This is a genomic window from Candidatus Competibacteraceae bacterium (genome assembly GCA_016699715.1).
GTDB lineage: Bacteria > Pseudomonadota > Gammaproteobacteria > Competibacterales > Competibacteraceae > Competibacter.
This window is the reverse complement of sequence record CP065007.1, coordinates 3,407,650-3,432,132: the sequence shown is the minus strand read 5'-3', so window position 1 is coordinate 3,432,132 and position 24,483 is coordinate 3,407,650. Positions and strand designations below refer to the sequence as shown.

The following is a 24,483-nucleotide window of genomic DNA, read 5'->3' as shown; positions in this document are numbered from 1 at the left end:
TTCCAGAGAACGCTATAACCACTCAGACTGTAAAAATTCCCCTCCTTGGACAAGGAGGGGTGGCGCGCAGCGCCGGGGTGGTTCGATGGAGCGTCACCCAATACTATTTCATGATTATGACAGTCGCCACAAAATCCTTCGCCAACCGCAACCGCCCGCTTTCCGCCAGCAAAAAGGGTTGGTAAGGGATCAACCGAGTCTCGTTGACGAAAGTACCGTTGGTGGACCCCAAATCCTCGACCCACAATCCCTCGGCGGCGGGGCACAAGCGGGCATGGCGGCGCGAAAGGTTATCGTAACCCTGCACCTGCCCCGCCAGCGGCGAAGCGTCCGGGTCGCGGCCCAAGATCAACTCCCCGTCGAGCAAACGCGCCCCCCAGGGCCATTCCATGGTGATGCACGGGCCGGCGCGCAACGATTCGCCGCAGTACGGACACGCCGCGCGGTTCGAGGGAAGCATCGCCTCGCAATTCGGACAGGACGCGCCGGTCGCGGGGGATTCCGGAATTGGCGATACCGCTTCCGTGGGAGAAACAGCCGCGATGGACACCCCACATTGCGTACAGCGGATCATCGCCAGCACATTCTCAGCGCCGCAGGTCGGACAGACTCTCACCCGCGCCATGACACGCCTCCCAGCCGCAGGCCACGTTCGATGCAACGCTGCTCCAAGCGCTCCAGGTCACCCGCGCCCGGAATACCGATGGCCCAAACCCGCTCACCCTCCACCGCGATCTGAAACGGCCGATGTTCCGCTTCCCGATCCAGATAGGGCGCATAGCGTTCCTGGCCCAGCGGCGACAGGGGAATGAGGGGTTGGTTGGCTGAACCGCGCCAGAGCAGTCGGGTCGGACGCCGGGCCTGAAACGGTTCGGGAATGATGGCATCCAGCAAGGCCAAAATCGGCGCGAACTCGCTTTGCAAACGCCGCCAGGGCTGGCCGCTGTAACAAAGGATATCGAAATTTCGGCCGGTTTCATCCCGCCAGTCGCGCAAGGCTTCCAGCAGCGCCAACAGCGCCGCCGCTTGTTCGAACGGCTCGCCGCCGGAAATCGTCACCCCGTCCAGGCCGTCTTGCGCCATCTCCCGACACCAGGCCAGCAACACCGGCAGCGGCAACGCCCGGCCCGGCTCGAACGTCCAGGTATCCCGCGACACGCACCCGGGACAGGCCAGCGCACAGCCCTGTAACCACAGCCCGATGCGTCGTCCCGGACCTAATGTAGTCACAGGATAGTGCGCTTTGTTGAGGTATAACGTTCTCATATCGGTTATGAACGTTCCCCGCCTTGGCTAAGGCGGGGTGGCGCGCAGCGCCGGGGTGGTTCGCTTTCACCCCTCACCCCCGACCCCTCTCCCAAAGGGCGAGGGGAGACGTGGCATAAGAGGTGGTCTGGCCGGTCTTCGCCACCGGGAAGGGGCGGAGAAGCTTGCACCGGAGTAATACCCATTCTGAATAGGTGTTCGTCATTCCCGCGAATGCGGGAATCCAGGCCGCCGCCGAAAAACGGGAGACCCGCGTTCCCCGCGTTCGCGAGGACGGGCAGGACGAACAGGGTGGTTTTTGGCCTCCGAAAAGAACAAAACCGATCGGGAAACGGTATAACTGCCGGCCACGCCGAAGATCGTCGCCACGGATTCGATGTCGGTGGCGGTCAGGTCGGTATCAACTGTCGCCAAACCGAAGGCGGCGCAGGGTGTCCATGGCGCTGCCGGCGGCATTCGGCGCGGCGGGGACGTCGAGACTACCCGCCACCACCGGCCCCGCAAAAAGGTATGGTATCCACACGGCATTAACAGAGAGCGAGGGCTCATGCGACGTTCTCCATCCAGGGCGGATAACCAATAAATTTGCTGTAGTTATACGCCTTTTGGCCATACCAGAAAGATGCTCGGGGGGTTCTTGTGGAGCGGGTCTCCCAAGACGGATTTTGGCCCACCGAGCCGGCTCGTGGTTAGGTCGATGCCCTTGCAGATCAATCGATTATTGATGAGTCATTCATTGAACGTCTCTTTTATAATACATCGAACCCTGATTTCCACAAGACTCCTCGAACAACCCTCTTTTTTATTACAAATCCTGCTGGTGCGAGGGGCGTGCGCGTTGACGCATTGCGACACGGGAATTATTTGGAGATGGCCAGCCTTTCGTTATAATCGGCGGCCTTTAGACGACCCCGGCAGCCGCTACCGCCGTGGGCCGGATTCGCTTCTGAAAGGACGAGGGACACATGGGGCTTATCGTACAGAAATACGGCGGCACCTCGGTGGGCAACACCGAGCGGATCGAAAACGTCGCGGCTAAAGTCATCGATTGGCGCGGGCGCGGCCATCAGGTCGTGGTCGTCGTGTCCGCCATGAGTGGCGAAACGGATCGCTTGATCGGTCTGGCCAAGAGTATCGCCTCTCGTCCCGCCCCGCGCGAGCTGGACGTGCTGCTGTCCACCGGCGAGCAGGTTACGATTGCCCTGCTCTGCATCGCTCTGGAAAAACGCGGTTGCCCGGCCCGCTCCTACACCGGCGGCCAGGCCCGCATCCTCACCGACAACGCCCACAACAAGGCGCGTATTCAGGACATCAACGCCGATTCCATCCGCGCCGATCTCGACGCTGGTCGGGTGGTGGTGGTAGCAGGCTTTCAGGGTGTGGACGAGGACGGCAACATCACCACCCTGGGCCGGGGGGGTTCCGATACCACCGGCGTCGCGCTGGCCGCCGCGTTGAAAGCCGACGAGTGTCAGATTTACACCGATGTGGACGGCGTGTACACCACCGATCCCCGGGTGGTTCCCGAGGCACGCCGACTGGATCGCATCACCTTCGAAGAAATGCTGGAGATGGCCAGCCTGGGCTCCAAGGTGCTGCAAATCCGCTCGGTGGAATTCGCTGGCAAACACAATGTCCCACTACGAGTGCTCTCCTCCTTTCAGGAAGGTTCGGGCACCTTGATCACTTTTGAGGAAGCCAACGAGGCGAAACAGATGGAGAACGTGCTGATTTCCGGTATCGCCTTCAACCGCGACGAGGCCAAGCTCACGGTGCAGGGTGTCCCCGACCGGCCGGGCATTGCCTTCAGCATTCTGGGGTCGGTGTCCGCCGCCAATATCGAAGTCGATATGATCATCCAGAACATCGGTCGCGACGGCACCACCGATTTCACGTTTACGGTGCATCGCAACGACTACGAGCGGGCGCTGGAGATTCTAAACGAGCAGGCCACCCGACTCGGCGCGCGCGAAGTCTCCGGCGATGGCAAAATTGCCAAGCTTTCCCTGGTCGGCATCGGCATGCGCTCCCACGCCGGGGTGGCCAGCAAGATGTTCGAGGCGCTGGCGAGGGAAGGCATCAACATCCGCATGATTTCGACCTCCGAGATCAAGATTTCGGTGGTGATCGACGAAAAATATCTGGAACTGGGCGTGCGTGCCTTGCATGAAGCGTTCGGGTTGGAAAAAGCGGCTTGAAAACAGGCCCGTACCCGCGAGCCTCCGTGCTTGCGGGGTTGAATCCGTCGGACAAGTGGAGCGATTGCAGACGCGGACTGTTCAAAACCGCAAGATGCCCTGGGGGCTGTTGATGGAAAACAAGGAGTAGCTTGATATGTTGATTCTGACACGCAGAGTTGGAGAAACGCTGATGATCGGTGACGAAGTAACCGTGACCGTGCTGGGCGTGAAAGGTAATCAGGTTCGTATTGGGGTCAACGCCCCCAAGGATATTGCGGTACATCGCGAGGAAATTTACGAGCGGATCAAACGCGAGCAGGACGATTCCGCCCATGCGGTCGGCCAGCCGCAACCGGGTCAGGAAGCTTGAAATCGGGGCTTTACGCCGGTGGTTTCAACCGGTATCCTTAGCAATCCACGATGCCCGCTCGCGGGCATTCTTCGGAGAGATGGCCGAGCGGCTGAAGGCGCTCCCCTGCTAAGGGAGTATGGGGTTAAAAGCTCCATCGAGGGTTCGAATCCCTCTCTCTCCGCCAGTATTTTTCGAATCGTGCGAAAATTGACAAGGGTTGGCTCAGTCCGCATAATCCGCGTCCCTGCTTACGCGCCCGTAGCTCAGTTGGATAGAGTACCTGGCTACGAACCAGGTGGTCGGGAGTTCGAATCTCTCCGGGCGCGCCAATTCAAACAAAAAGCCCAGGCAATTTTGCCTGGGCTTTTTGTTTGAATCCTTGGATCTGGACGAAATGTGGACTTTGGCGGCCCATCCCCAACCGGGGATGGTTTAGCCATGACGGCCCTGTATCGACGTACCCGTCAGGTCGTGGTCCACGCACTGGAACCCGTGTGACGATGCCAGTAACCGTCTTTTCGTGACTCGCATCCTTCTTGCCCACGACCAAGAATCCTTTTACACCGAGCGCCAATGTGTCTTGGTTCTTGCTTAGTGGCAAGTCGCTTATTCGAGGCGCGACGGCATCAACCGCATTGGGCGGTTCAGCAACATCCTCTACCAGTGCCCGGACAGCGGGTCCGTAAAACGCTTTCATTTTCCAGAGATTCATAAAATTGTCATTCGTTTCTTCCTTCAATCATTAGAATTGAGAACGGTTGTTGTAATTCGATCCGCCACCAAAAATGGAGTTTGACGAGCTTCATCATTGGTAGCCGTTCTCCCCCCTCTACCGGGGCAAGGGGGCGAGAGGCAGTCCGGCGCGGCGGTCGGCGATGGCGCGTTCGAGAGTGCGCCAAGGGGAGTGGCCGCGCTGGCGGCAGGTATCGATGACGCTGGCGAGCAGAGCGAAGACCCGCGAACCCACCGGGGTGCGGGTACCGTGACTGATCTTGCGCGCGATCACCCAATGGCGTAGTGCCCGCTCTGCTACATTGTTGGTCAGTGGCAGTTCGGGATGACTCAGCACCTGGAAGATGGCTTCCCAGTCGTTGAGCAACTCCACCGCCAAGGCGTGGGTTTTGGCGTGGGCGTGACCCTGGCGCCGTTCGCAGGCCGCGCGCAACGCGGCCAGTACCATCATGTGTTGGGTCGGCGGCGCGACCGGCGGCGGACCTTCGCGGGCCGCGTAGACCGCCGCCATCAGCGCCTCCAAGGTCTCCAGCACGAACCGGCCAAAGACACGGGCCTCGCGGTCGCCACTCTCGGCCAAGCCCCGCGCCTTGCGAATCAGGTGTGCCCAACAGCGTAACCGGCGCGGGTGGTTGCGGTAGGCCATCCAGCCATCGCTCATCAGCCAGCCGCTAAAGCCGTCCAGCACGTTCTCGACCCGCTCCTTGCCGCGCCCGGCCACGTAGTACAGGGTCGCGGTCGCCGCGACAAACACCCACAGCCACAGCGGCCGGCCGTGTTCGGGCCAGGAGGTTTCGTCGGCGTGCAGCAGATGGCTGTCCAGAACCGCCTGGACGAGTTCGTCTTCCGCCGGCGCCACGGCCGCGCCGGCTTCGTGGAGCGTCCGATGGATCGTGCCGGTACTGAGCTTCAGGCCCAGCCACTCGTCCAGGAATTCGCGAATCCGCGCCCGCGACAGCCGGAACCGGAAAGCCAGTGCCACGATCAGCGCCGCCAACCCCGGCCCCACCAGCCGCCATTCGCTGAGTTCAATCCCCGCCAGCAGTGGGTCCACCACGCCCTGGCCGGCCACCGCCCGGGTCCGATGGCCACAGGCGCAGGGGGCTTCGTCATAGCGATGGTCCACGACCCACAGCGTCAACCCCGGCCGCGCCGGATCGCCCCAGTGCAGGTCGACCGCCTGAAACCCGGTGTAGGCCACCGCACCCACTGGGTCCAGCGGCCGGCCACAACCGGCGCAGGTGTCGGGGTAATGGGCCTGTTCGGCATTCGCCTGGAACACCTGAGTCCGGCCGATCCCCGGCGCCCCCGGCTGCTTACCCGGTTTACGGGCGGGTTTCGCGTCCGCCGGTTTCGCCTCGGCCGACGGCGGTTCCGCCGGCACCGGCTTCGCGTCTGCCGGTGCCGACTCGGGTCCCTCGTCCGCCGCATCGGCGGCATCCGATTCCGGCCCGTCACCCGGTCGGTCCCACGGCGCCCGACTGCTCGGCGGCCGCGAACTGTTGTCCGGTCCCTGATTCAACCGGTCCAGCGCCTCCTTCAAATCGTCCAGCAGCTTGCCCGACAGCGCACGCACCTCGGCCTCCCCAGCGAATCCAGGTAGGCGTGGTCTAATTGGCGCAGGCTATGTGGGCTGAGGTGCATGGCGGTTGATCGTGGGGCTGGACTCTAGTTTTCCATACCTACTCCCCGAGGGGAAGTTAGCCATTACCGGGAGGGGTGTGAAGAGTTACCATCATTGTTCTTCTTTTGTGGACTGTCTACATTAATATTGATGGATTCTTTGGTATTAAACATGCCACTCTATAAGTTATGTAAATCGATTTATCGATTACATTGAATACATGAGAAAAATTGCGGTAAGTTACCGAGGCATTCGATGATTGAAGTCTCGTTGAATTGAAAACGAAGCGGATCTGATTGAATCGAGCACGATAAAACCCTTGTCTACCATAAAATACCCGGTTTTTCGGTCTTTGTGGAAAGAGTCAGAACCGGATGGTCCAAGGCATGATTGGGTAAATCTTAGAAGGCGATGTCTGGGAGGACAGGCGTAGCGATGAGGATGAAGATTGTAGAATAGGGCTGGCCGGCACGTTTATTCCTGTAATGACCAATCAGCATGTTACAATAAACAACTCACTTTAAAACGGGCAGGCGCGCGGACAACGACGATAGCGGCGATTGATGAACATCGAACAATCCATCATTGAGGGGTGCGAGCGCTTGGAGGTGCGGTTGCTGGCGGGCGCTGGCGGGCGACTGGCGGTTTTTCTAAGCCTGCTGGAGCGCTGGAACCGCGCCTATAACCTCACCGCCGTGCGCGATCCAGAGGCGATGGTGGTCCGGCATGTGCTGGATAGCCTGTCGATTTTGCCCTGGCTGGAAGGCATGCGGGTGCTGGACGTGGGCAGCGGCGCCGGCTTGCCAGGTATCCCTCTGGCGATCGTCCGGCCGGATTGCGAATTTGTCCTGCTGGATAGCAACGGCAAACGTACCCGCTTCATGAATCAGGTCGTCGCCGAACTGAAGCTGGCGAACGTTAGCGTGGTACGCAGCCGGATCGAGGACTATCGACCGGCGATATTAATGAACAGCGTGGTGTCGCGCGCTTTCGCTACTCTGGCGGAGATGGTGGCGGAAGCCGGACGGTTGTGCGTGCCCGAGGGCCGATTGTTGGCGATGAAAGGCGTTTTCCCCGACGACGAGTTGGCCCGCTTGCCGCCCGGCTATAGTGTGGTCGGCGTTTACCCGCTGCGGGTCCCTGACCTGGATGCCGAACGCCATCTGATACATTTGACTCCCGTCCGCCGAGATTGAGTTCGCTACATTCATGGCTACCATCATTGCTATTGCCAATCAAAAGGGTGGGGTCGGCAAAACGACCACCGCCGTCAATCTGTCCGCTTGTCTAGCCGCGCTGCGGCAAAACGTGCTGCTGGTCGATCTCGACCCCCAAGGTAACGCCACCATGGGCTGTGGTGTGGATAAGCACACCGTCGCCGCCACCAGCTACGATGTACTGCTGGGCGAAGCCACCCTGACCGAAGCCCTGCGGTGGATCGAAAAAGCGCAGATACAACTACTACCGGCCAACGGTGACCTGACCGCCGCCGAGGTCAACCTGCTGAAAACGGATAATGCCCCGAACCGTTTGCGCGACGCTCTCGCCCCAGTGGCATGGAACTTCGATGTGATTCTGATTGACTGTCCACCGTCGCTGAACATGCTGACCGTCAATGCTCTGACTGCCGCTCAGTCAGTCATTGTCCCCGTTCAATGCGAGTACTACGCGCTGGAGGGCTTGTCGGCGCTGCTCGATACCATTGAGAAAGTACACCGCTCCACCAACCCCGGCTTACGCATTGAGGGAGTGGTACGAACCATGTTCGACCCACGCAACCGGCTGGCCAACGATGTTTCCGCCCAGATTGTCGAGCATTTCGGCGGGGCGGTGTTCGAGACGCTGGTTCCCCGCAATGTGCGCTTGGCCGAAGCCCCCAGCTACGGCCTGCCGATCATTCATTACGACGACAGCTCGCGCGGCGCGCAAAGCTACCGGGATCTGGCTCGGGAATTGAAAAAACGGTTGCGGCGGTCCGTCGCTCCCGCAATGAAGGGGGCGGGCGCATGATTAAGAGGAAAGGTGGCCTGGGTCGAGGTCTGGACGTCCTGCTGGGCGCGGCGCGCGGTGAAGCGCCGTCCGATTCGCCGCCAACCGAAACCCTGCGGCAGTTACCGGTCGAACGAATCTGCCGGGGTCGCTACCAGCCGCGATTGGACCTGCGCGAGGACACCCTGCGGGATTTGGCCGAATCCATCCGTGCCCAAGGAGTGGTGCAGCCGTTGTTGGTACGGCCGCTGGGAGAGGATCGTTACGAACTGATCGCCGGCGAGCGGCGCTGGCGGGCGGCGCAGCTCGCCGGTTTGCGCGAGGTACCGGCCGTGATCCGCGAGGTGCCGGATCAGGCGGCCATCGCCGTGGCCCTGATCGAGAACATCCAGCGCGAGGATCTCAATCCCCTAGAGGAGGCCGCTGCCCTCCAGCGGTTAGCCGCCGAATTCGCGCTGACCCACCAGCAGGCCGCCGAAGCGGTGGGAAGGTCGCGGGCGGCGGTCAGCAACCTACTACGGCTGTTGGAATTGACCGAGGAAGTGCAGCAGTTGGTGCGGGAGCGCAAGCTGGACATGGGGCACGCGCGCGCACTGCTGCCGCTGTCGCCCCCCCTGCAGCGGGAGGCCGCTCATCAAGTGTTGCTGCGCGGGCTGTCGGCGCGGGAGACCGAAAGTCTGGTGCGTCGCCTGCGGCAGTCCGTCATCGCGCCGTCCCCGCCGGCGAAGCCGTCCGATCCCGACCTGCGCCAGCTGCAAGACAATTTGTCGGAGCGGCTGTGCGCACGGGTGCAGGTGCGACACAACGCCTCTGGCAAGGGGCGCGTGGTAATCCACTACAACTCGCTGGACGAGTTGGATGGCATCATTACCCGCGTTAAATAATGTGGTAATTTTCGTTGACCCCGATACGGCAAATTCCCTATAATTCGTGCCGCTCCGCACTGTTGGGGAAAGGTTGGGGCAGCGGATGCCGAGAAGGCTGCGGTGCTGCGTGGAGAAAAGAATTTCATAATCAGAACAGACTAATAGCTGAATCACTAAAGATGCCCGGCGCACTGCGGTATCTAGACAATTAGAACCAATGCGAACCATGGGCGCAAAACAGGTCACCCGGAAAATTATTATCATCCAACTGCTCGTCACGCTGTTGGCCGCTGTTGTTTCATTTGCCTTCAACAGCCTTCAGGCCGCTTACTCCGCATTGGTCGGAGGCGGTATCAGCACTGTTGCCACCCTGTATTTTGCCAGTGCGGTCTTTGCGGTCCGTATTGGCGCACCCGCCGCTAAAATCGCCCGGGCGTTCTATGTGGGCGAAGTCGTCAAGATGCTGTTGACGATTGTTTTGTTGAGCGTCGCCTTGCTCTGGTTCGATGTTTCACCCCTTCCGCTCTTGCTGGCGTATATGGCGGCGCTGATGGCGTACTGGCTGGCATTACCCTTCACATACGACGCTTCGGTGAGGACGCTATGAGCGAAAGTGGTCATTCCGCAACAGGGTACATCGTTCACCATTTGACCAATCTCAAGGTTGGCGAAGGGTTTTGGGCGCTTCATATCGACACCCTGTTTTTTTCGGCCGGTCTAGGAGTGTTGTTCCTGTGGCTGTTTATGAAAGCCGCGAAATCGGCTACCAGCGACGTGCCGGGGCCGTTACAGAATTTCTGCGAAATCATGGTCGATTTTGTCGATACTCAGGTTAAGGATTCGTTTCACGGTCGTAATCCAGTGATTGCCCCGCTGGCCCTGACCATCTTTGTCTGGGTATTCTTGTGGAACGCCATGGATTTGGTGCCGGTGGATCTATTACCTTCCATCGCTAGTCTGTTCGGTATTCATTATCTGCGCTCGGTGCCGTCCACTGATCTGAATTCGACGTTCGGCATGTCGATCTCGGTATTGCTGCTGGTTTATTACTACAGCATCAAGGTCAAGGGTCCAATGCGTTTCACGATGGAAGTGTTGACCCATCCCTTCGGTAAGTGGCTTATGCCCTTCAATCTGTTGTTGCGGATTGTCGAGGATTTGGCCAAGCCCATTTCGCTCGGTCTGCGTTTGTTCGGCAACCTCTACGCCGGTGAGCTGATTTTTATTCTGATCGCACTGTTGCCTTGGTGGATTCAGTTTACGCTGGGCTGGCCGTGGGCGGTGTTCCACATTCTCGTCATCACCCTGCAAGCGTTTATCTTCATGGTGTTGACCATCGTCTATCTCAGCATGGCGCATGAGGATCACTAGACGGATCGTTCCGGAGCCGACCCCCCTGCGACAGGGCCGGTTTCGCCAACCAAAACTGGTTTTTTACCACACCCCAACCTCTAAACGGGAGACAATAAATGGAAGCTGCAAGCCTGATTGCTAACGTGCAGGGTATGACCGTTATCGCCGTGGCTCTGATTCTGGGCATGGGCGCGCTGGGAACCGCCATCGGTTTCGCCCTGTTGGGCGGCAAGTTTCTGGAAGGCGCCGCGCGTCAGCCGGAAATGATCCCCGCGTTGCAGGTCAAGATGTTCATCGTCGCCGGTCTGCTCGACGCGGTGACCATGATCGGCGTCGGTATCGCGCTGTTCTTCACCTTCGCCAACCCGTTCCTCGGCCCGGTGCAGCAGGCTCTGAGCCATTGATCTTCGGGGCTTTCCAACAATACGCCATCCGTATAGCTGAGGAGGTAACCGCGTGAACTTCAATGCCACGCTTATTGGGCAGATGATCACGTTCGGCCTTCTGGTGCTGTTTACCATGAAGTATGTATGGCCGCCGATCATCCAGGCCATGCAGGATCGCCAGAAGCGTATCGCTGACGGCTTGGCCTCCGCCGAGCGCGGTGTCCACGAGCAGGAACTGGCTCAGGCCAAGGCCGCGCAGATGCTCAAGGAAGCCAAACAGCAAGCCGCCGACATCGTTGCCCAAGCCAACAAGCGCGCCAACGAAATCATCGAGCAATCGAAACTGGATGCTCGTGCCGAAGGCGGTCGCCAGCTCGTCGCCGCCCAAGCGGAGATCGAGCAAGAGATCAACCGCGCCCGCGAGCAACTTCGCGGCCAAGTTGTCAATCTCGCCGTCGCTGGCGCTGGCAAGATTCTCAAGCGCGAGGTTGACGAAGCGGCCAACGCCGCCATGCTGGATGACCTGGTTGCGCAGCTCTAACCACACGGACCACGCCAATGGCTGAAACGACAACCGTCGTCCGACCCACCGCCGCCGCTCGGCCTTACGCCCGCGCCGCGTTCGAGGATGCTCAAGCCGCGCAGGAATTGCCGCTCTGGTCCGAGCTTTTGTGGGTGGCCGCCGCCATCGCGGCCGACCCCGCCCTGCATCGCCTGCTGGGGCCTTGGAACCCCGTGCTGCGCGGCGAGCAGAAAGCCGACTTGGTCGGGGGGTTATGTCGTGACGTTCGCGGCGGCGTGGAAGCGCCGGACGCATTCGTCACCTTCCTTAAGGTGTTGGCCGAGAACCATCGCCTGCACCAACTTCCCAGTATCGCCGTTCTGTTCGAGCGGTTGCGCGCGGAGGCGGAAAGCACCGTTCACGCCGAACTCGTCAGTGCCGCCGCCGTGACCGCCGCCCAGCGCAAGATCGTGATCAAGGCACTTAAGGCGAGGTTCAAGCGCGACATTGTGCTGGACTGCAAGCAAGATGAGTCGCTGATCGCGGGCGCGGTGATTCGGGTCGGCGATCTGGTGATCGACGGTTCGGCGCGCGGCCGGCTGGACAAACTCGCCACGGCCTTAAGCCAGTAGGGGGAAAACCGTTTTATGCAACTCAAACCATCCGAAATCAGCGATCTGATTCGGCAGCGTCTGCAAGGTTATCAGGCGACCGCCGAAGCCCGCACGGAAGGCACCATCGTCAGTCTGGCCGACGGCATTGCCCGGATTTATGGCCTCGACAACGCGATGCAGGGTGAAATGATCGAGTTCCCGTCACCACGGGAAGGCGACCCGGTTACTTACGGCCTCGCCATGAATCTGGAGCGCGATTCCGTTGGCGCCGTGATTCTGGGCGATTACGAGCACTTGGCGGAAGGCGACAAGGCGCTTTGCACGGGCCGCATCCTTGAGGTGCCGGTGGGCGAGGCGCTGTTGGGGCGCGTGGTCAATTCTCTCGGCCAGCCCATCGATGGCAAGGGGCCGATCAATGCCACGCAGACCTCGCCCGTCGAGGTCATCGCGCCCGGTGTTATCGAGCGTCAGTCGGTCAGCCAGCCGGTGCAAACCGGTTTGAAAGCGATCGACGCCATGGTGCCGATTGGCCGTGGTCAGCGCGAATTGATCATCGGCGACCGTCAGACCGGCAAGACCGCGGTGGCGATCGACGCGATCATCAATCAGAAGGGCACGGGCATCAAGTGTGTCTATGTGGCGATTGGCCAGAAGAACTCTTCAATCGCCAATGTGGTGCGCAAGCTGGAAGAGCACGGTGCGATGGATCACACCATCGTGGTCGCCGCCAGCGCCTCCGAGTCGGCCGCAATGCTGTATACCGCGCCGTACTCCGGCTGTGCGATGGGTGAGTACTTCCGCGATCGCGGCGGGGATGCCCTCATCGTCTATGATGACCTGTCCAAGCAGGCCGTGGCCTATCGCCAGGTCTCGCTGTTGCTACGCCGCCCACCGGGTCGCGAGGCTTTCCCCGGCGACGTGTTCTATCTGCACTCCCGTCTGCTGGAACGCGCTTCCCGCATCAATGCCGATGAAGTCGAGCGTCTGACTAACGGCGAGGTGAAAGGTAAAACCGGCTCACTGACCGCACTGCCGATCATTGAGACTCAGGCCGGCGACGTATCGGCATTCGTGCCCACCAACGTGATCTCGATTACCGACGGCCAGATCTTTCTGGAAACCGACTTGTTCAACGCCGGTATCCGGCCCGCCATCAATCCAGGCCTCTCGGTATCCCGGGTCGGCGGCGCCGCCCAGACCAAGATCATCAAAAAGCTGGGTGGCGGTATCCGGTTGGCCTTGGCGCAATATCGTGAACTGGCGGCCTTCGCCCAGTTTGCTTCCGACCTGGACGAGGCAACCCGCAAGCAGCTCGAACGCGGCCAGCGGGCGACCGAGCTGATGAAGCAGAAGCAGTACTCGCCGATGTCGGTGGCCGAGATGGGTATCTCGCTGTACTCGGTGGATCGGGGCTATCTGGACGATGTGCCGCTTAACAAGATCGGCGACTTCGAAGCCGGATTGCTGGCGTTCGCACGGGCCAACCACGCCGCCTTGATCGACCAGATCAACGCGACGGGCGACTACAACGATGAGATCGAAAGCGGCATTAAGAAGGTCGTGGAAGATTTCAGAGCCCACTTCGTCTGAACGGGGTGCAGCATGGCCGGTGCCAAAGAGATACGAACCAAAATCAAGAGTATCAAAAGTACTCAGAAGATCACCAAAGCCATGGAAATGGTGGCGGCGAGCAAAATGCGCAAGGCGCAGGAGCGCATGCGAGCGGCTCGGCCTTACGCGACCAAGATTCGCAACGTCATCTCGCACTTGGCTCATGCGCATACCGAGTACCGTAGTCCAGGACTGGTGGAGCGCGAGGTCAGACGTGTTGGGCTCATTGTGGTTTCGACCGACCGTGGTCTGTGCGGGGGACTCAATACCAACCTGTTCAAGACGACCATCGTCGCCATGCAGCAATGGCGAAGCCAAGGAGTCGAGATCGACATCTGTACGATCGGCACCAAGGCGTTTCAGTTTTTCCGTCGGCTGAAAGGCAACATTGTCGCCCATGTTTCCCATCTGGGCGATGCTCCCCGTTTCGAGGATGTGCTCGGTCCGGTCAAGGTCATGGCCGATGCGTTTGCCGAGGGGCGGGTGGACGCTATTCACCTGGTGTACAACGAGTTCGTAAACACCATGAGCCAGAAGCCCAAGATCGAGCAACTGGTGCCGGTCACCGCCGATGTGCAGGAAGCCGCGCCCGCTCATCGTTGGGATTACATCTACGAACCCGATCCCAAGGATCTCATCGAACTGCTGCTGCGACGCTACGGCGAATCCGTGGTTTATCAGGCACTGGTGGAAAATGTTGCTTGCGAGATGGCCTCCCGCATGGTGGCCATGAAGAGCGCGACCGACAACGCTGGCGCCCTGATTGATGAGTTGCAATTAATCTACAACAAGGCCCGGCAGGCGTCGATTACCCAGGAATTGGCCGAGATCGTGGGTGGCGCCGCGGCGGTGTAAGGTCACGGCGCGCGTCTGCTTCCGTTCTGGGGCGGACGCGCGGTGAAACAAGTTATAAGAGGAACCCAAAGCATGAGTTCTGGCAATGTTGTGCAAATCATCGGCGCGGTGGTGGACGTCGAGTTCCCCCGCGGGTCGGTGCCCAAAATCTACGACGCGCTGCGTCTCGATGAAAACGGGCTGATCCTGGAAGTGCAGCAGCAGTTGGGCGACGGCGTGGTCCGCACCATCGCCATGGGGGCGTCCGAAGGGCTGAAGCGCAACATGGTCGTCTCCAACACCGGGGCACCGATTTCGGTGCCCGTGGGTACGCCCACTCTGGGCCGGATCATGAACGTGCTGGGGATACCGATCGACCATAAAGGGCCGGTCGAGACCGATACTTACCGCGCCATCCATCAGCCGGCGCCCAGCTATGAAGATCAGTCGGGCGCGACCGAACTGCTGGAAACCGGCATCAAGGTCATCGACCTGCTCTGCCCGTTCGCCAAGGGCGGCAAGGTGGGTCTGTTCGGTGGCGCCGGCGTGGGCAAGACCGTCAACATGATGGAGCTGATCCGCAATATCGCCATCGAGCACTCGGGGTATTCGGTGTTTGCCGGCGTGGGCGAACGGACCCGCGAAGGCAACGACTTTTATCATGAGATGAAGGATTCGAACGTGCTGGACAAGGTGGCTCTGGTCTATGGTCAGATGAACGAGCCGCCGGGCAACCGGTTGCGCGTGGCCCTGACCGGTCTGAGCATCGCCGAGAACTTCCGTGACGAAGGCCGCGACGTACTGTTGTTCGTGGATAACATCTACCGTTATACCCTGGCCGGTACCGAGTGTTCCGCGCTGCTGGGCCGCATGCCCTCCGCGGTGGGTTATCAGCCGACCCTGGCCGAGGAAATGGGGGTGTTGCAGGAGCGCATCACCTCGACCAAGACCGGGTCCATCACGTCCATCCAGGCGGTGTACGTGCCCGCCGACGACCTGACCGACCCGTCGCCGGCCACCACCTTTGCTCACTTGGACGCCACGGTGGTGCTATCCCGCCAGATTTCCGAACTGGGCATCTATCCGGCCGTGGATCCGCTGGATTCCACCTCCCGGCAGTTGGATCCGCTGGTAGTGGGGCAAGACCACTACGATACCGCTCGCGCGGTACAGAGCACGCTGCAGCGCTACAAGGAACTGAAGGATATCATCGCCATTCTGGGCATGGACGAGTTGTCCGAGGAAGATCGGCTGGTGGTGGCGCGCGCGCGCAAGATTCAGCGTTTCCTGTCGCAGCCGTTCTTCGTGGCCGAAGTGTTCACCGGTTCGCCCGGCAAATACGTTGCGCTCAAGGACACCATTGCGGCGTTCAAGGGCATCGTGGCCGGCGAGTATGATCACTTGCCCGAGCAAGCGTTTTACATGGTCGGCTCGATTGACGAAGCCGTGGAAAAGGCCAACAAGCTGTAATGGAGTTGCGGCCCGGAGCGGCGTATCGTCTCCGGAACCGCCGTGCTCCATTCGCAACCGACAAGAGGACGCACCATGGCCATGACACTGCACGTCGATATCGTCAGCGCGGAGAAGGAATTGTTCTCCGGAGCCGTCGAGATGGTGACCGCGCCGGGTGAATTGGGTGAACTGGGCATCCTGCCGCGCCATAGCCAGTTGCTGACCCGGTTGAAGCCTGGTCAGGTTCGGGTTCGGCTGCTGGGCGGTGAGGAGCAGTTGTTCTACGTATCGGGGGGATTGCTGGAAGTCCAGCCCCATGTGGTAACTATCCTGTCCGACACGGCCGAACGGGCCAGGGATCTGGATGAGGTTGCCGCGCAGTCCGCCAAGCAGCGCGCCGAGCAGGTGATCGCCGATAGCCGGAGCGAGTTCGAGTTCGCCAGGGCTAAGGTCGAACTGGCCGAGGCGATCGCTCAGTTGCAGACCATCGCGAAGATGCGCAGGCAGCGCAAATCAGGTTAATTCCGGTTAACAACAACAATAAGTTCGACCCCCCTGGGCCGTGACGTTGTCACGGCCTTTTTTATTTTTCATCCACCAACGAGCGGTTCCGCCACCGGCGCGGTGGCCGGAACTGGCGATCTTAGGGACGACGTTCGCTACAATAGCCGGCAACCCGTTGATGAGAGGTCTACCCGTCATGCAGCAGCTTTCGGTCGTGATCCTTGCCGCCGGCAAGGGCAAGCGCATGGTTTCGGATTTACCCAAGGTGTTGCACGCGGTAGGCGGCAAGCCGTTGCTGGGCCATGTGTTGGCCACGGCGAGTGGCTTGGAGGCGGCTACCCGGATCGTGGTGTACGGCCATGGTGGCGAGGCCGTCAAGACCGCTTGCGCGGACGAGGAGGGAGTGCTCTGGGTCGAGCAAGCCGAGCAACTGGGCACGGGGCACGCGATGGCGCAAGCCTTGCCGCTGCTGGCCGAGGCTGATGTGGTGCTGGTGCTGTACGGCGATGTCCCTCTGACCCGCGCCGAGACCTTGCGGCCGTTGGTGGAAGCGGCCCGGCGCGGCCGGTTGGCGCTACTGACGGTCGAGTTGACCGATCCAGCGGGTTATGGCCGTATCGTTCGCGACGATGCGGGGCAGGTACAACGTATCGTCGAGGAAAAAGACGCGACTCCGGCGGAGCGCGATCTACGCGAGGTCAACACCGGGATTCTGGCGGCGCCCGCGGCGAAGCTGCGCGGATGGGTCACCGGGCTGGGCAACGATAACGCCCAGGGCGAGTATTATCTGACCGATGTGGTGGCCTTGGCAGTGCGCGACGGTGTGTCGGTCGAGCCGTTCACGGTGGCCGATCCGGCGGAGGTGCAGGGGGTCAACGATCGCCAGCAACTGGCGCAGTTGGAGCGTTGCTATCAGGCGCGGCAGGCCGAGGCTTTAATGCGCGGTGGCGCGACCCTGCTGGACCCGGCGCGCGTGGACGTGCGCGGTACGGTCAGCACCGGTCGGGATGTGGTAATCGACGCCAATGTGGTGTTCGAGGGAACGGTGCGTCTGGGCGACCGGGTTCGGATCGGGCCGTTTTGCCTGCTGCGGGATACGGTTATCGGCGACGATGTCGAAATCTTGTCGCATTGCCGGATCGAAGGCGCGGAAGTGGGTGCCGGGGCCCAGATCGGACCTTTCGCCCGGCTGCGGCCCGAGACCCAACTGGCGGCGGGCGTGCATATCGGTAATTTCGTCGAAACCAAAAAGACCCGCATCGGTCTGGGTTCCAAGGTCAACCACCTGAGCTATCTGGGCGATGCCGAGATCGGCACACGGGTTAATGTCGGTGCGGGCACCATTACCTGCAACTACGATGGGGCCAACAAGCACAAAACCCTGATCGGCGACGACGCGTTCATCGGTTCCAACAGTTCGCTGGTGGCGCCGGTGCGGATCGGCCAGGGCGCCACCGTGGGCGCGGGTTCCTCGGTCAGCCGCGACGTACCGGACGGTAGCCTGTGTCTGACTCGTGCCCCGCGCAAGGATGTGGCCCACTGGCAGCGGCCGGTTAAGCCGAAAAAGAGCTAGATCGCCCCTTTTCCCTTCGATTTCGCACCCTGGACAAGCCGCCATGGTTAAGACTCGCTTTGCTCCCAGCCCCACCGGCTATTTGCACATCGGCGGTGCTCGCACCGCCCTGTTTTCCTGGTTGTACGCCCGCCGGCATGGCGGCCCCTTTGTGCTGCGCATCGAGGATACCGATCTGGAACGCTCGACCCCGGAGGCGGTGAACGCCATTCTGGAGGGCATGAACTGGTTGGGGCTGGATTACGACGAGGGGCCGTTTTACCAGACCCAGCGTTTCGACCGCTACCGGGAGGTGTTGCGGCAATTGCTGCGCGAAGGCAAAGCCTACTACTGTTATTGCACCCGGGAAGAGTTGGATGCTTTGCGCGCCGAGCAGATGGCGCACAAGGTCAAACCGCGTTATGACGGCCGTCACCGTGATTATCAGGGGTCGCCGCGCGAGGGCGTGGAGCCGGTGGTGCGCTTCAAGAATCCTGTTGACGGCGAGGTGGTGGTCGAGGATCTGATTCGCGGCAACATCGTGTTCCAGAACGTCGAGCTCGACGATCTGATCATCGCCCGCGCCGACGGTACGCCCACCTATAACTTCTGCGTGGTGGTGGACGATATGGACATGGGTATCACCCATGTCATTCGCGGCGACGACCATATCAATAACTCGCCCCGGCAAATCAACATCCTCAAAGCCCTGGGCGCATCGCCGCCGCGGTACGGTCACGTACCGATGATTCTCGGGCCGGATGGCCAGAAGCTGTCCAAGCGCCACGGTGCCGCCAGCGTGATGGAGTACCGCGACATGGGCTATCTGCCGGAAGCGGTGCTGAACTATCTGGTGCGGCTGGGCTGGTCGCACGGTGATCAGGAAATTTTCTCACTGGACGAGATGATCGAATTTTTCGATCTCGATGGCTGCAACAAGGCGCCTTCGGCGATCAACCCTTCCAAATTGATCTGGCTTAACAAGCATTATCTGAAGACCTTGGACCCGATCCATGTTGCCCGCCATTTAAGCTGGCATCTGGGCCAGTTGGGCATCGATCCCAGTGAGGGGCCGCAACTGGCGGATGTGGTCCAGGCGTTCGCCGAGCGTTCCGATACGCTGCACGACATGGCCCAGGCCGCGATTTTTCTTTACCGGGAGTTCGAGCAGTATGACGCCAAGGCGGCAGGCAAGCATTTGACCGCCGCTGCCGGGGAGCCATTGCGGTGCTTGCACGAGGCGTTGGCGGCGCTGTCGGAGTGGCGGGCCGGATCGATCCACGAGGCGGTGAAGGCGGTGGCCGAGGCGGGCGGATTGGCGCTGGGCAAGGTGGCGCAGCCGTTGCGGGTGGCGGTGTCGGGCGCGGCGGTTTCGCCGCCGATCGACGTGACACTGGAGCTGTTGGGTCGGCACCGGACCCTGGCTCGAATCGCGCGGGCACAGGCGTTTATCGAGGGTTGACAGAATAGGGGAAGTGCTTTAAAGTTCGCGACCTTAGCCGATTGGGGCCATAGCTCAGCTGGGAGAGCGCCTGCATGGCATGCAGGAGGTCGGCGGTTCGATCCCGCCTGGCTCCACCATCATTATCCGTTACCTTTTATCGGCGGCATTTTTCTCTCTGTCCCCATCGTCTAGAGGCCGAGGACACCGCCCTTTCACGGCGGTAACAGGGGTTCGAATCCCCTTGGGGACGCCAAATTATCCAGTGGTCATCATTCAGCCCGTTCGGGTCTGGTGTCAATCTGGAATGCGTTTGCCGATTCGCCCCGCTGTTGTTGACTTCAAACCGGCATTCTTGCTGTTGCGCCGATCCGTTTGATCCAGATCGTTGTGGTCCGTCGCCCCCATTAGACACACAACTTCGCGCCTATCCCCACCCCCTCCAGTCGTCGTGTAGTTCTCTCCAGTTCGGTTTTGCCCAGCCAGTAGCACGCTGCGATCAGACCAGGATAATGGCATCGCTGTAGGATGCGACCCGCTCATCATGAGTGAGCAAGCGCATGGGTTCGGTCAGTGCCTGCGCCACCAGAAGGCGGTCAAAGGGATCCTGGTGATGGGGGGCGAGTTGTTCGACCGCCACCGCATGCTCGGCAATTCCCTCTCTCTGTTATTTAGAGCTATTTTTTAATAGAGTGATTAGTGATCATAGAATAGAGAAGTCCCCAAATAGTTATCTTTAATATTTTCAACCTGTTACGATTTAGTTATAAAAAATTATTTTATTTAATCAATAAGTTAGAGTTAATTTTTTTAAATTAGCCCATTGTACAGGACAAAAATAACTTGCTGAAAATTAAGATAAAAAATAACAGCTATTTTGAGGGTAGTAGGATCGCGAGGTTGCTGTTATCATAACTAATTGATTGATAACATTAATTCTAAAACAGGCGAGGTTAATTCCGTGAATTCCCCTTTTTTAATACCCGGCACTTTGCAGAAATGCTTCATCATCATTTTCACTGGAACCGAGCGCGTATCTCTTGCATTGTCTATTTAATTATCGGAATCATCCAGATGGGAACGGTCAATCTCGCAAAGATTGCTGTCACCTTTCCTGGGCGTGCGCAACCGGCCTCTCATTACAAACGCCTTCAACGACTTTTTTGTCAATTTTCTCTAGACCTGAATCAAGTCGCCCGGTTCATTGCCAGTCTCATTCCTGTGCTTCAGTTCAAATTGACACTCGATAGAACCAATTGGAAATATGGTGATGTCAATATCAATTACCTTGTTTTAGGAGTCGTCTATCGCGGATCTGCTTTTCCTATACTATGGGTTGCTTTAGATAAAAAAGGCAACTCAAATACCCAAGAAAGAATAGCATTAATGAATCGATTCCTTACGATTTTCGGCCCGCAAATGATCGCCTGCTTGTTTGCGGATCGCGAGTTTATTGGGATTCAATGGTTTGGTTATCTTATTGAAAATCAAATTAAATTCGTAATACGCATCAAAAAGAATACGCAAATCTCTAACTCCCGAGGGGTCCCCGTCTCCGCCGAAAATCTTTTTCGAGGCCTACCCCGTGGCAGCGCTCTGGTTTTATCGGGCCAACGAACCGTGTGGGGGCACTCTCTTTATGTGATTGGTCTGAAAATGGCCAACGGTGAATTCGTTATTCTCGCAACGCAAGAACAACCGGAAACCGCGTTGGAAAATTATAAGGAACGCTGGCCGATCGAAACGCTTTTCATTTGCTTAAAAACTCGGGGATTCGATCTGGAATCCACCCATATAACTGACCCCCAGCGACTTGAAAAATGGATGGCTTTTCTCGCTATTGCATTTAGTTGGGCGCATATTATTGGTGAATGGCGCCATGAAATTAAACCGATCAAGATCAAAAAACATGGCCGTCCCACCCAAAGTCTTTTTCGCTATGGATTAGATTATTTGAGAAGTTGTTTATTTCATCACCAAGAATCCGCCCGGCAATACGCTTTTCATCAGGCACTGGAGTCGCTCTTTAAACGGTTGGGATCGAGCCCTCAAAATCGCTGTTTTCTACCTCTAACCAATACGCCACCCGGCAGAATTTTAACGTAAATTCATTTGGTTAGATGATTTTGTCCTGTACAATGAAATTAGCCCCCATTTTGTTCAATGAGGATAGAATTATTAGGAGAACCGCCATGCGAAAATTTAAATTGATGACAGTCCGCAATGAAAGACAATTTAGAGCCTGTACTGGACTCTCTCAGAAAGAATTTGACCTTATACCGATTACTAATAAATTTTACTGCTTTAGTGCGGATAAGATAAAATCAAAACTGGTCAAAGAAACCACTTCGCTTGGGAGAAGCGATTGAATGAGTTCATCCACTTTTTTACGTAGTTCATCTAGGGTTTTTAAATTGATCCAACACAATTGATCTTTCATTGATTGCCAAACACGCTCAATGGGGTTCACATCGGGACTGTAAAGCGGTTGGAATAATAAGACGACATTATCGGGGATTACGAGTTTTTTGGCAGAATGAAAGCGACCGTTATCCAATTGAATTACGTTGAGGCTGTGCGGATAAGTTTTAGAAAATTCATTCAAAAACCACTGAAAGCAATCAGCATCTAAATGGGAAAATTCTAAAAAGAAGTTTTCGCCACTCAGTGGCTCAATGGCACCATAGAGCCAAAATGATTGAAAGGTCCATTGAACTGGACCAACTGGCTTAATCCCCAGTGCGGTGATGACCCGCCGGGTGATCGTTTTTAATCCAAAGCGACTTTCATCTTGGCACCAATACCGTAAAGGCCGGACCGCTTCATTTTCAACTTGCTGAAGAATATCAATTAATTCAAGTTGTCGTCATTGTACAGGACAAAAATAACTTGCTGAAAATTAAGATAAAAAATAACAGCTATTTTGAGGGTAGTAGGATCGCGAGGTTGCTGTTATCATAACTAATTGATTGATAACATTAATTCTAAAACAGGCGAGGTTAATTCCGTGAATTCCCCTTTTTTAATACCCGGCACTTTGCAGAAATGCTTCATCATCATTTTCACTGGAACCGAGCGCGTATCTCTTGCATTGTCTATTTAATTATCGGAATCATCCAGATGGGAACGGTCAATCTCGCAAAGATTGCTGTCACCTTTCCTGGGCGTGCGCAACCGGCCTCTCATTACAAACGCCTTCAACGACTTTTTTGTCAATTTTCTCTAGACCTGAATCAAGTCGCCTGGTTCATTGCCAGTCTCATTCCTGTGCTTCAGTTCAAATTGACACTCGATAGAACCAATTGGAAATATGGTGATGTCAATATCAATTACCTTGTTTTAGGAGTCGTCTATCGCGGATCTGCTTTTCCTATACTATGGGTTGCTTTAGATAAAAAAGGCAACTCAAATACCCAAGAAAGAATAGCATTAATGAATCGATTCCTTACGATTTTCGGCCCGCAAATGATCGCCTGCTTGTTTGCGGATCGCGAGTTTATTGGGATTCAATGGTTTGGTTATCTTATTGAAAATCAAATTAAATTCGTAATACGCATCAAAAAGAATACGCGTAACTCTTCACACCCCTCCCGGTAATGGCTAACTTCCCCTCGGGGAGTAGGTATGGAAAACTAGAGTCCAGCCCCACGATCAACCACCATGCACCTCAGCCCACATAGCCTGCGCCAATTAGACCACGCCTACCTGGATTCGCTGGGGAGGCCGAGGTGCGTGCGCTGTCGGGCAAGCTGCTGGACGATTTGAAGGAGGCGCTGGACCGGTTGAATCAGGGACCGGACAACAGTTCGCGGCCGCCGAGCAGTCGGGCGCCGTGGGACCGACCGGGTGACGGGCCGGAATCGGATGCCGCCGATGCGGCGGACGAGGGACCCGAGTCGGCACCGGCGGACGCGAAACCGGTGCCGGCGGAACCGCCGTCGGCCGAGGCGAAACCGGCGGACGCGAAACCCGCCCGTAAACCGGGTAAGCAGCCGGGGGCGCCGGGGATCGGCCGGACTCAGGTGTTCCAGGCGAATGCCGAACAGGCCCATTACCCCGACACCTGCGCCGGTTGTGGCCGGCCGCTGGACCCAGTGGGTGCGGTGGCCTACACCGGGTTTCAGGCGGTCGACCTGCACTGGGGCGATCCGGCGCGGCCGGGGTTGACGCTGTGGGTCGTGGACCATCGCTATGACGAAGCCCCCTGCGCCTGTGGCCATCGGACCCGGGCGGTGGCCGGCCAGGGCGTGGTGGACCCACTGCTGGCGGGGATTGAACTCAGCGAATGGCGGCTGGTGGGGCCGGGGTTGGCGGCGCTGATCGTGGCACTGGCTTTCCGGTTCCGGCTGTCGCGGGCGCGGATTCGCGAATTCCTGGACGAGTGGCTGGGCCTGAAGCTCAGTACCGGCACGATCCATCGGACGCTCCACGAAGCCGGCGCGGCCGTGGCGCCGGCGGAAGACGAACTCGTCCAGGCGGTTCTGGACAGCCATCTGCTGCACGCCGACGAAACCTCCTGGCCCGAACACGGCCGGCCGCTGTGGCTGTGGGTGTTTGTCGCGGCGACCGCGACCCTGTACTACGTGGCCGGGCGCGGCAAGGAGCGGGTCGAGAACGTGCTGGACGGCTTTAGCGGCTGGCTGATGAGCGATGGCTGGATGGCCTACCGCAACCACCCGCGCCGGTTACGCTGTTGGGCACACCTGATTCGCAAGGCGCGGGGCTTGGCCGAGAGTGGCGACCGCGAGGCCCGTGTCTTTGGCCGGTTCGTGCTGGAGACCTTGGAGGCGCTGATGGCGGCGGTCTACGCGGCCCGCGAAGGTCCGCCGCCGGTCGCGCCGCCGACCCAACACATGATGGTACTGGCCGCGTTGCGCGCGGCCTGCGAACGGCGCCAGGGTCACGCCCACGCCAAAACCCACGCCTTGGCGGTGGAGTTGCTCAACGACTGGGAAGCCATCTTCCAGGTGCTGAGTCATCCCGAACTGCCACTGACCAACAATGTAGCAGAGCGGGCACTACGCCATTGGGTGATCGCGCGCAAGATCAGTCACGGTACCCGCACCCCGGTGGGTTCGCGGGTCTTCGCTCTGCTCGCCAGCGTCATCGATACCTGCCGCCAGCGCGGCCACTCCCCTTGGCGCACTCTCGAACGCGCCATCGCCGACCGCCGCGCCGGACTGCCTCTCGCCCCCTTGCCCCGGTAGAGGGGGGAGAACGGCTAC

24 protein-coding genes, 4 tRNA genes and 1 pseudogene are annotated in these 24,483 nt (G+C 58.8%); 23 read left to right on the top strand and 6 right to left on the bottom strand.

Features of this window, described 5'->3' with window-relative positions:
- Nucleotides 1-103: 103 nt before the first annotated feature.
- Nucleotides 104-625, bottom strand: a complete 522-nt coding sequence (locus IPM89_15530; protein QQS54189.1) for an FHA domain-containing protein — start codon at nucleotides 623-625, stop codon at nucleotides 104-106.
- On the bottom strand, nucleotides 613-1,266 hold the full coding sequence (locus IPM89_15525) for a radical SAM protein (GenBank protein QQS54188.1): 654 nt from the start codon (nucleotides 1,264-1,266) through the stop codon (nucleotides 613-615). Before IPM89_15525 ends, IPM89_15530 begins: the two co-directional genes overlap by 13 nt.
- A gap of 965 nt (nucleotides 1,267-2,231) precedes the next feature.
- Here IPM89_15525 and IPM89_15520 point away from each other — a divergent pair.
- The 4 genes from IPM89_15520 to IPM89_15505 all read left to right on the top strand — a co-directional run bounded on the left by IPM89_15520 (nucleotide 2,232) and on the right by IPM89_15505 (nucleotide 4,127).
- Nucleotides 2,232-3,464, top strand: a complete 1,233-nt coding sequence (locus IPM89_15520; GenBank protein QQS54187.1) for an aspartate kinase — start codon at nucleotides 2,232-2,234, stop codon at nucleotides 3,462-3,464.
- A 136-nt stretch (nucleotides 3,465-3,600) separates the two neighbouring features.
- Nucleotides 3,601-3,816 carry a carbon storage regulator CsrA gene (gene csrA / locus IPM89_15515; GenBank protein QQS54186.1) on the top strand — a complete coding sequence of 72 codons (216 nt, stop codon included), beginning with the start codon at nucleotides 3,601-3,603 and terminating at the stop codon, nucleotides 3,814-3,816.
- A gap of 73 nt (nucleotides 3,817-3,889) precedes the next feature.
- Nucleotides 3,890-3,982, top strand: a tRNA-Ser gene (locus IPM89_15510).
- Between the two features lie 68 nt (nucleotides 3,983-4,050).
- Nucleotides 4,051-4,127, top strand: a tRNA-Arg gene (locus tag IPM89_15505).
- Between the two features lie 2 nt (nucleotides 4,128-4,129).
- On the opposite strand, the gene IPM89_15500 is transcribed toward IPM89_15505, so the two are convergent.
- Nucleotides 4,130-4,537, bottom strand: coding sequence for a hypothetical protein (locus IPM89_15500; protein ID QQS54185.1), 408 nt, complete (start codon nucleotides 4,535-4,537; stop codon nucleotides 4,130-4,132).
- Nucleotides 4,538-4,627: 90 nt separating this feature from the next.
- Entirely contained in the window at nucleotides 4,628-5,914 is a 1,287-nt protein-coding gene (locus IPM89_15495; protein QQS55971.1) for an IS66 family transposase, read from the bottom strand.
- 803 nt (nucleotides 5,915-6,717) lie between these two features.
- Between IPM89_15495 and rsmG the strand changes: the two genes are divergently transcribed.
- The 16 genes from rsmG (at nucleotide 6,718) to IPM89_15415 (ending at nucleotide 19,514) form a co-directional block, all read left to right on the top strand.
- The gene (gene rsmG / locus IPM89_15490) at nucleotides 6,718-7,350 is read left to right on the top strand and encodes a 16S rRNA (guanine(527)-N(7))-methyltransferase RsmG (protein QQS54184.1); all 633 of its coding nucleotides are present in this window, start codon (nucleotides 6,718-6,720) and stop codon (nucleotides 7,348-7,350) included.
- 13 nt (nucleotides 7,351-7,363) lie between these two features.
- Nucleotides 7,364-8,164: a ParA family protein gene (locus IPM89_15485; GenBank protein ID QQS54183.1), complete on the top strand. Its 801-nt coding sequence runs from the start codon at nucleotides 7,364-7,366 to the stop codon at nucleotides 8,162-8,164.
- Nucleotides 8,161-9,027: a ParB/RepB/Spo0J family partition protein gene (locus tag IPM89_15480; GenBank protein ID QQS54182.1), complete on the top strand. Its 867-nt coding sequence runs from the start codon at nucleotides 8,161-8,163 to the stop codon at nucleotides 9,025-9,027. Before IPM89_15485 ends, IPM89_15480 begins: the two co-directional genes overlap by 4 nt.
- A gap of 208 nt (nucleotides 9,028-9,235) precedes the next feature.
- Nucleotides 9,236-9,616 (top strand): ATP synthase subunit I, encoded by a 381-nt coding sequence (locus tag IPM89_15475; GenBank protein QQS54181.1) that lies wholly within the window; start codon nucleotides 9,236-9,238, stop codon nucleotides 9,614-9,616.
- On the top strand, nucleotides 9,613-10,380 hold the full coding sequence (atpB, locus tag IPM89_15470; GenBank protein QQS54180.1) for a F0F1 ATP synthase subunit A: 768 nt from the start codon (nucleotides 9,613-9,615) through the stop codon (nucleotides 10,378-10,380). The genes IPM89_15475 and atpB overlap by 4 nt, the downstream gene beginning before the upstream one ends.
- 98 nt (nucleotides 10,381-10,478) lie before the next feature.
- Nucleotides 10,479-10,766 carry a F0F1 ATP synthase subunit C gene (atpE, locus tag IPM89_15465; protein QQS54179.1) on the top strand — a complete coding sequence of 96 codons (288 nt, stop codon included), beginning with the start codon at nucleotides 10,479-10,481 and terminating at the stop codon, nucleotides 10,764-10,766.
- 52 nt (nucleotides 10,767-10,818) lie between these two features.
- Complete coding sequence (locus IPM89_15460; GenBank protein QQS54178.1) at nucleotides 10,819-11,289, top strand: F0F1 ATP synthase subunit B; 471 nt, start codon at nucleotides 10,819-10,821, stop codon at nucleotides 11,287-11,289.
- A gap of 17 nt (nucleotides 11,290-11,306) precedes the next feature.
- Complete coding sequence (locus tag IPM89_15455; protein QQS54177.1) at nucleotides 11,307-11,882, top strand: F0F1 ATP synthase subunit delta; 576 nt, start codon at nucleotides 11,307-11,309, stop codon at nucleotides 11,880-11,882.
- Nucleotides 11,883-11,897: 15 nt separating this feature from the next.
- Nucleotides 11,898-13,454, top strand: coding sequence for a F0F1 ATP synthase subunit alpha (locus tag IPM89_15450; protein QQS54176.1), 1,557 nt, complete (start codon nucleotides 11,898-11,900; stop codon nucleotides 13,452-13,454).
- A gap of 12 nt (nucleotides 13,455-13,466) precedes the next feature.
- Complete coding sequence (atpG, locus tag IPM89_15445; GenBank protein QQS54175.1) at nucleotides 13,467-14,330, top strand: F0F1 ATP synthase subunit gamma; 864 nt, start codon at nucleotides 13,467-13,469, stop codon at nucleotides 14,328-14,330.
- Between the two features lie 72 nt (nucleotides 14,331-14,402).
- Nucleotides 14,403-15,779 (top strand): F0F1 ATP synthase subunit beta, encoded by a 1,377-nt coding sequence (gene atpD, locus IPM89_15440; GenBank protein ID QQS54174.1) that lies wholly within the window; start codon nucleotides 14,403-14,405, stop codon nucleotides 15,777-15,779.
- A 75-nt stretch (nucleotides 15,780-15,854) separates the two neighbouring features.
- Nucleotides 15,855-16,283, top strand: a complete 429-nt coding sequence (locus IPM89_15435; protein QQS54173.1) for a F0F1 ATP synthase subunit epsilon — start codon at nucleotides 15,855-15,857, stop codon at nucleotides 16,281-16,283.
- A 178-nt stretch (nucleotides 16,284-16,461) separates the two neighbouring features.
- Nucleotides 16,462-17,838 carry a bifunctional UDP-N-acetylglucosamine diphosphorylase/glucosamine-1-phosphate N-acetyltransferase GlmU gene (gene glmU / locus IPM89_15430; GenBank protein ID QQS54172.1) on the top strand — a complete coding sequence of 459 codons (1,377 nt, stop codon included), beginning with the start codon at nucleotides 16,462-16,464 and terminating at the stop codon, nucleotides 17,836-17,838.
- A gap of 43 nt (nucleotides 17,839-17,881) precedes the next feature.
- Entirely contained in the window at nucleotides 17,882-19,279 is a 1,398-nt protein-coding gene (gltX, locus tag IPM89_15425; protein QQS54171.1) for a glutamate--tRNA ligase, read from the top strand.
- Nucleotides 19,280-19,322: 43 nt separating this feature from the next.
- Nucleotides 19,323-19,398 (top strand) — tRNA-Ala (locus tag IPM89_15420).
- 40 nt (nucleotides 19,399-19,438) lie between these two features.
- Nucleotides 19,439-19,514 (top strand) — tRNA-Glu (locus IPM89_15415).
- A 243-nt stretch (nucleotides 19,515-19,757) separates the two neighbouring features.
- Here the strand turns inward: IPM89_15415 and IPM89_15410 are convergent.
- Nucleotides 19,758-19,907: pseudogene (locus IPM89_15410) on the bottom strand (PIN domain nuclease).
- Between the two features lie 350 nt (nucleotides 19,908-20,257).
- On the opposite strand from IPM89_15410, the gene IPM89_15405 reads away from it, so the two are divergent.
- The gene (locus IPM89_15405; GenBank protein QQS54170.1) at nucleotides 20,258-21,364 is read left to right on the top strand and encodes an IS4 family transposase; all 1,107 of its coding nucleotides are present in this window, start codon (nucleotides 20,258-20,260) and stop codon (nucleotides 21,362-21,364) included.
- Nucleotides 21,365-21,554: 190 nt separating this feature from the next.
- On the opposite strand, the gene IPM89_15400 is transcribed toward IPM89_15405, so the two are convergent.
- Nucleotides 21,555-22,109, bottom strand: coding sequence for an IS630 family transposase (locus IPM89_15400; GenBank protein ID QQS55970.1), 555 nt, complete (start codon nucleotides 22,107-22,109; stop codon nucleotides 21,555-21,557).
- Nucleotides 22,110-22,303: 194 nt separating this feature from the next.
- Between IPM89_15400 and IPM89_15395 the strand changes: the two genes are divergently transcribed.
- Together IPM89_15395 and IPM89_15390 are read left to right on the top strand one after the other, a co-directional pair.
- On the top strand, nucleotides 22,304-22,855 hold the full coding sequence (locus IPM89_15395; protein ID QQS54169.1) for a hypothetical protein: 552 nt from the start codon (nucleotides 22,304-22,306) through the stop codon (nucleotides 22,853-22,855).
- Nucleotides 22,856-23,178: 323 nt separating this feature from the next.
- Complete coding sequence (locus IPM89_15390) at nucleotides 23,179-24,465, top strand: IS66 family transposase (GenBank protein ID QQS55969.1); 1,287 nt, start codon at nucleotides 23,179-23,181, stop codon at nucleotides 24,463-24,465.
- Nucleotides 24,466-24,483: the final 18 nt, after the last annotated feature.

Coding starts and splice junctions, on each gene's coding strand:
- IPM89_15530 (QQS54189.1), bottom strand. CDS start 625: ATGGCGCGGGTGAGAGTCTGTCCGACCTGCGGCGCTGAGAATGTGCTG.
- IPM89_15525 (QQS54188.1), bottom strand. CDS start 1,266: ATGAGAACGTTATACCTCAACAAAGCGCACTATCCTGTGACTACATTA.
- IPM89_15520 (QQS54187.1), top strand. CDS start 2,232: ATGGGGCTTATCGTACAGAAATACGGCGGCACCTCGGTGGGCAACACC.
- csrA (QQS54186.1), top strand. CDS start 3,601: ATGTTGATTCTGACACGCAGAGTTGGAGAAACGCTGATGATCGGTGAC.
- rsmG (QQS54184.1), top strand. CDS start 6,718: ATGAACATCGAACAATCCATCATTGAGGGGTGCGAGCGCTTGGAGGTG.
- IPM89_15485 (QQS54183.1), top strand. CDS start 7,364: ATGGCTACCATCATTGCTATTGCCAATCAAAAGGGTGGGGTCGGCAAA.
- IPM89_15480 (QQS54182.1), top strand. CDS start 8,161: ATGATTAAGAGGAAAGGTGGCCTGGGTCGAGGTCTGGACGTCCTGCTG.
- IPM89_15475 (QQS54181.1), top strand. CDS start 9,236: ATGGGCGCAAAACAGGTCACCCGGAAAATTATTATCATCCAACTGCTC.
- atpB (QQS54180.1), top strand. CDS start 9,613: ATGAGCGAAAGTGGTCATTCCGCAACAGGGTACATCGTTCACCATTTG.
- atpE (QQS54179.1), top strand. CDS start 10,479: ATGGAAGCTGCAAGCCTGATTGCTAACGTGCAGGGTATGACCGTTATC.
- IPM89_15455 (QQS54177.1), top strand. CDS start 11,307: ATGGCTGAAACGACAACCGTCGTCCGACCCACCGCCGCCGCTCGGCCT.
- IPM89_15450 (QQS54176.1), top strand. CDS start 11,898: ATGCAACTCAAACCATCCGAAATCAGCGATCTGATTCGGCAGCGTCTG.
- atpG (QQS54175.1), top strand. CDS start 13,467: ATGGCCGGTGCCAAAGAGATACGAACCAAAATCAAGAGTATCAAAAGT.
- atpD (QQS54174.1), top strand. CDS start 14,403: ATGAGTTCTGGCAATGTTGTGCAAATCATCGGCGCGGTGGTGGACGTC.
- IPM89_15435 (QQS54173.1), top strand. CDS start 15,855: ATGGCCATGACACTGCACGTCGATATCGTCAGCGCGGAGAAGGAATTG.
- glmU (QQS54172.1), top strand. CDS start 16,462: ATGCAGCAGCTTTCGGTCGTGATCCTTGCCGCCGGCAAGGGCAAGCGC.
- gltX (QQS54171.1), top strand. CDS start 17,882: ATGGTTAAGACTCGCTTTGCTCCCAGCCCCACCGGCTATTTGCACATC.
- IPM89_15405 (QQS54170.1), top strand. CDS start 20,258: ATGCTTCATCATCATTTTCACTGGAACCGAGCGCGTATCTCTTGCATT.
- IPM89_15395 (QQS54169.1), top strand. CDS start 22,304: ATGCTTCATCATCATTTTCACTGGAACCGAGCGCGTATCTCTTGCATT.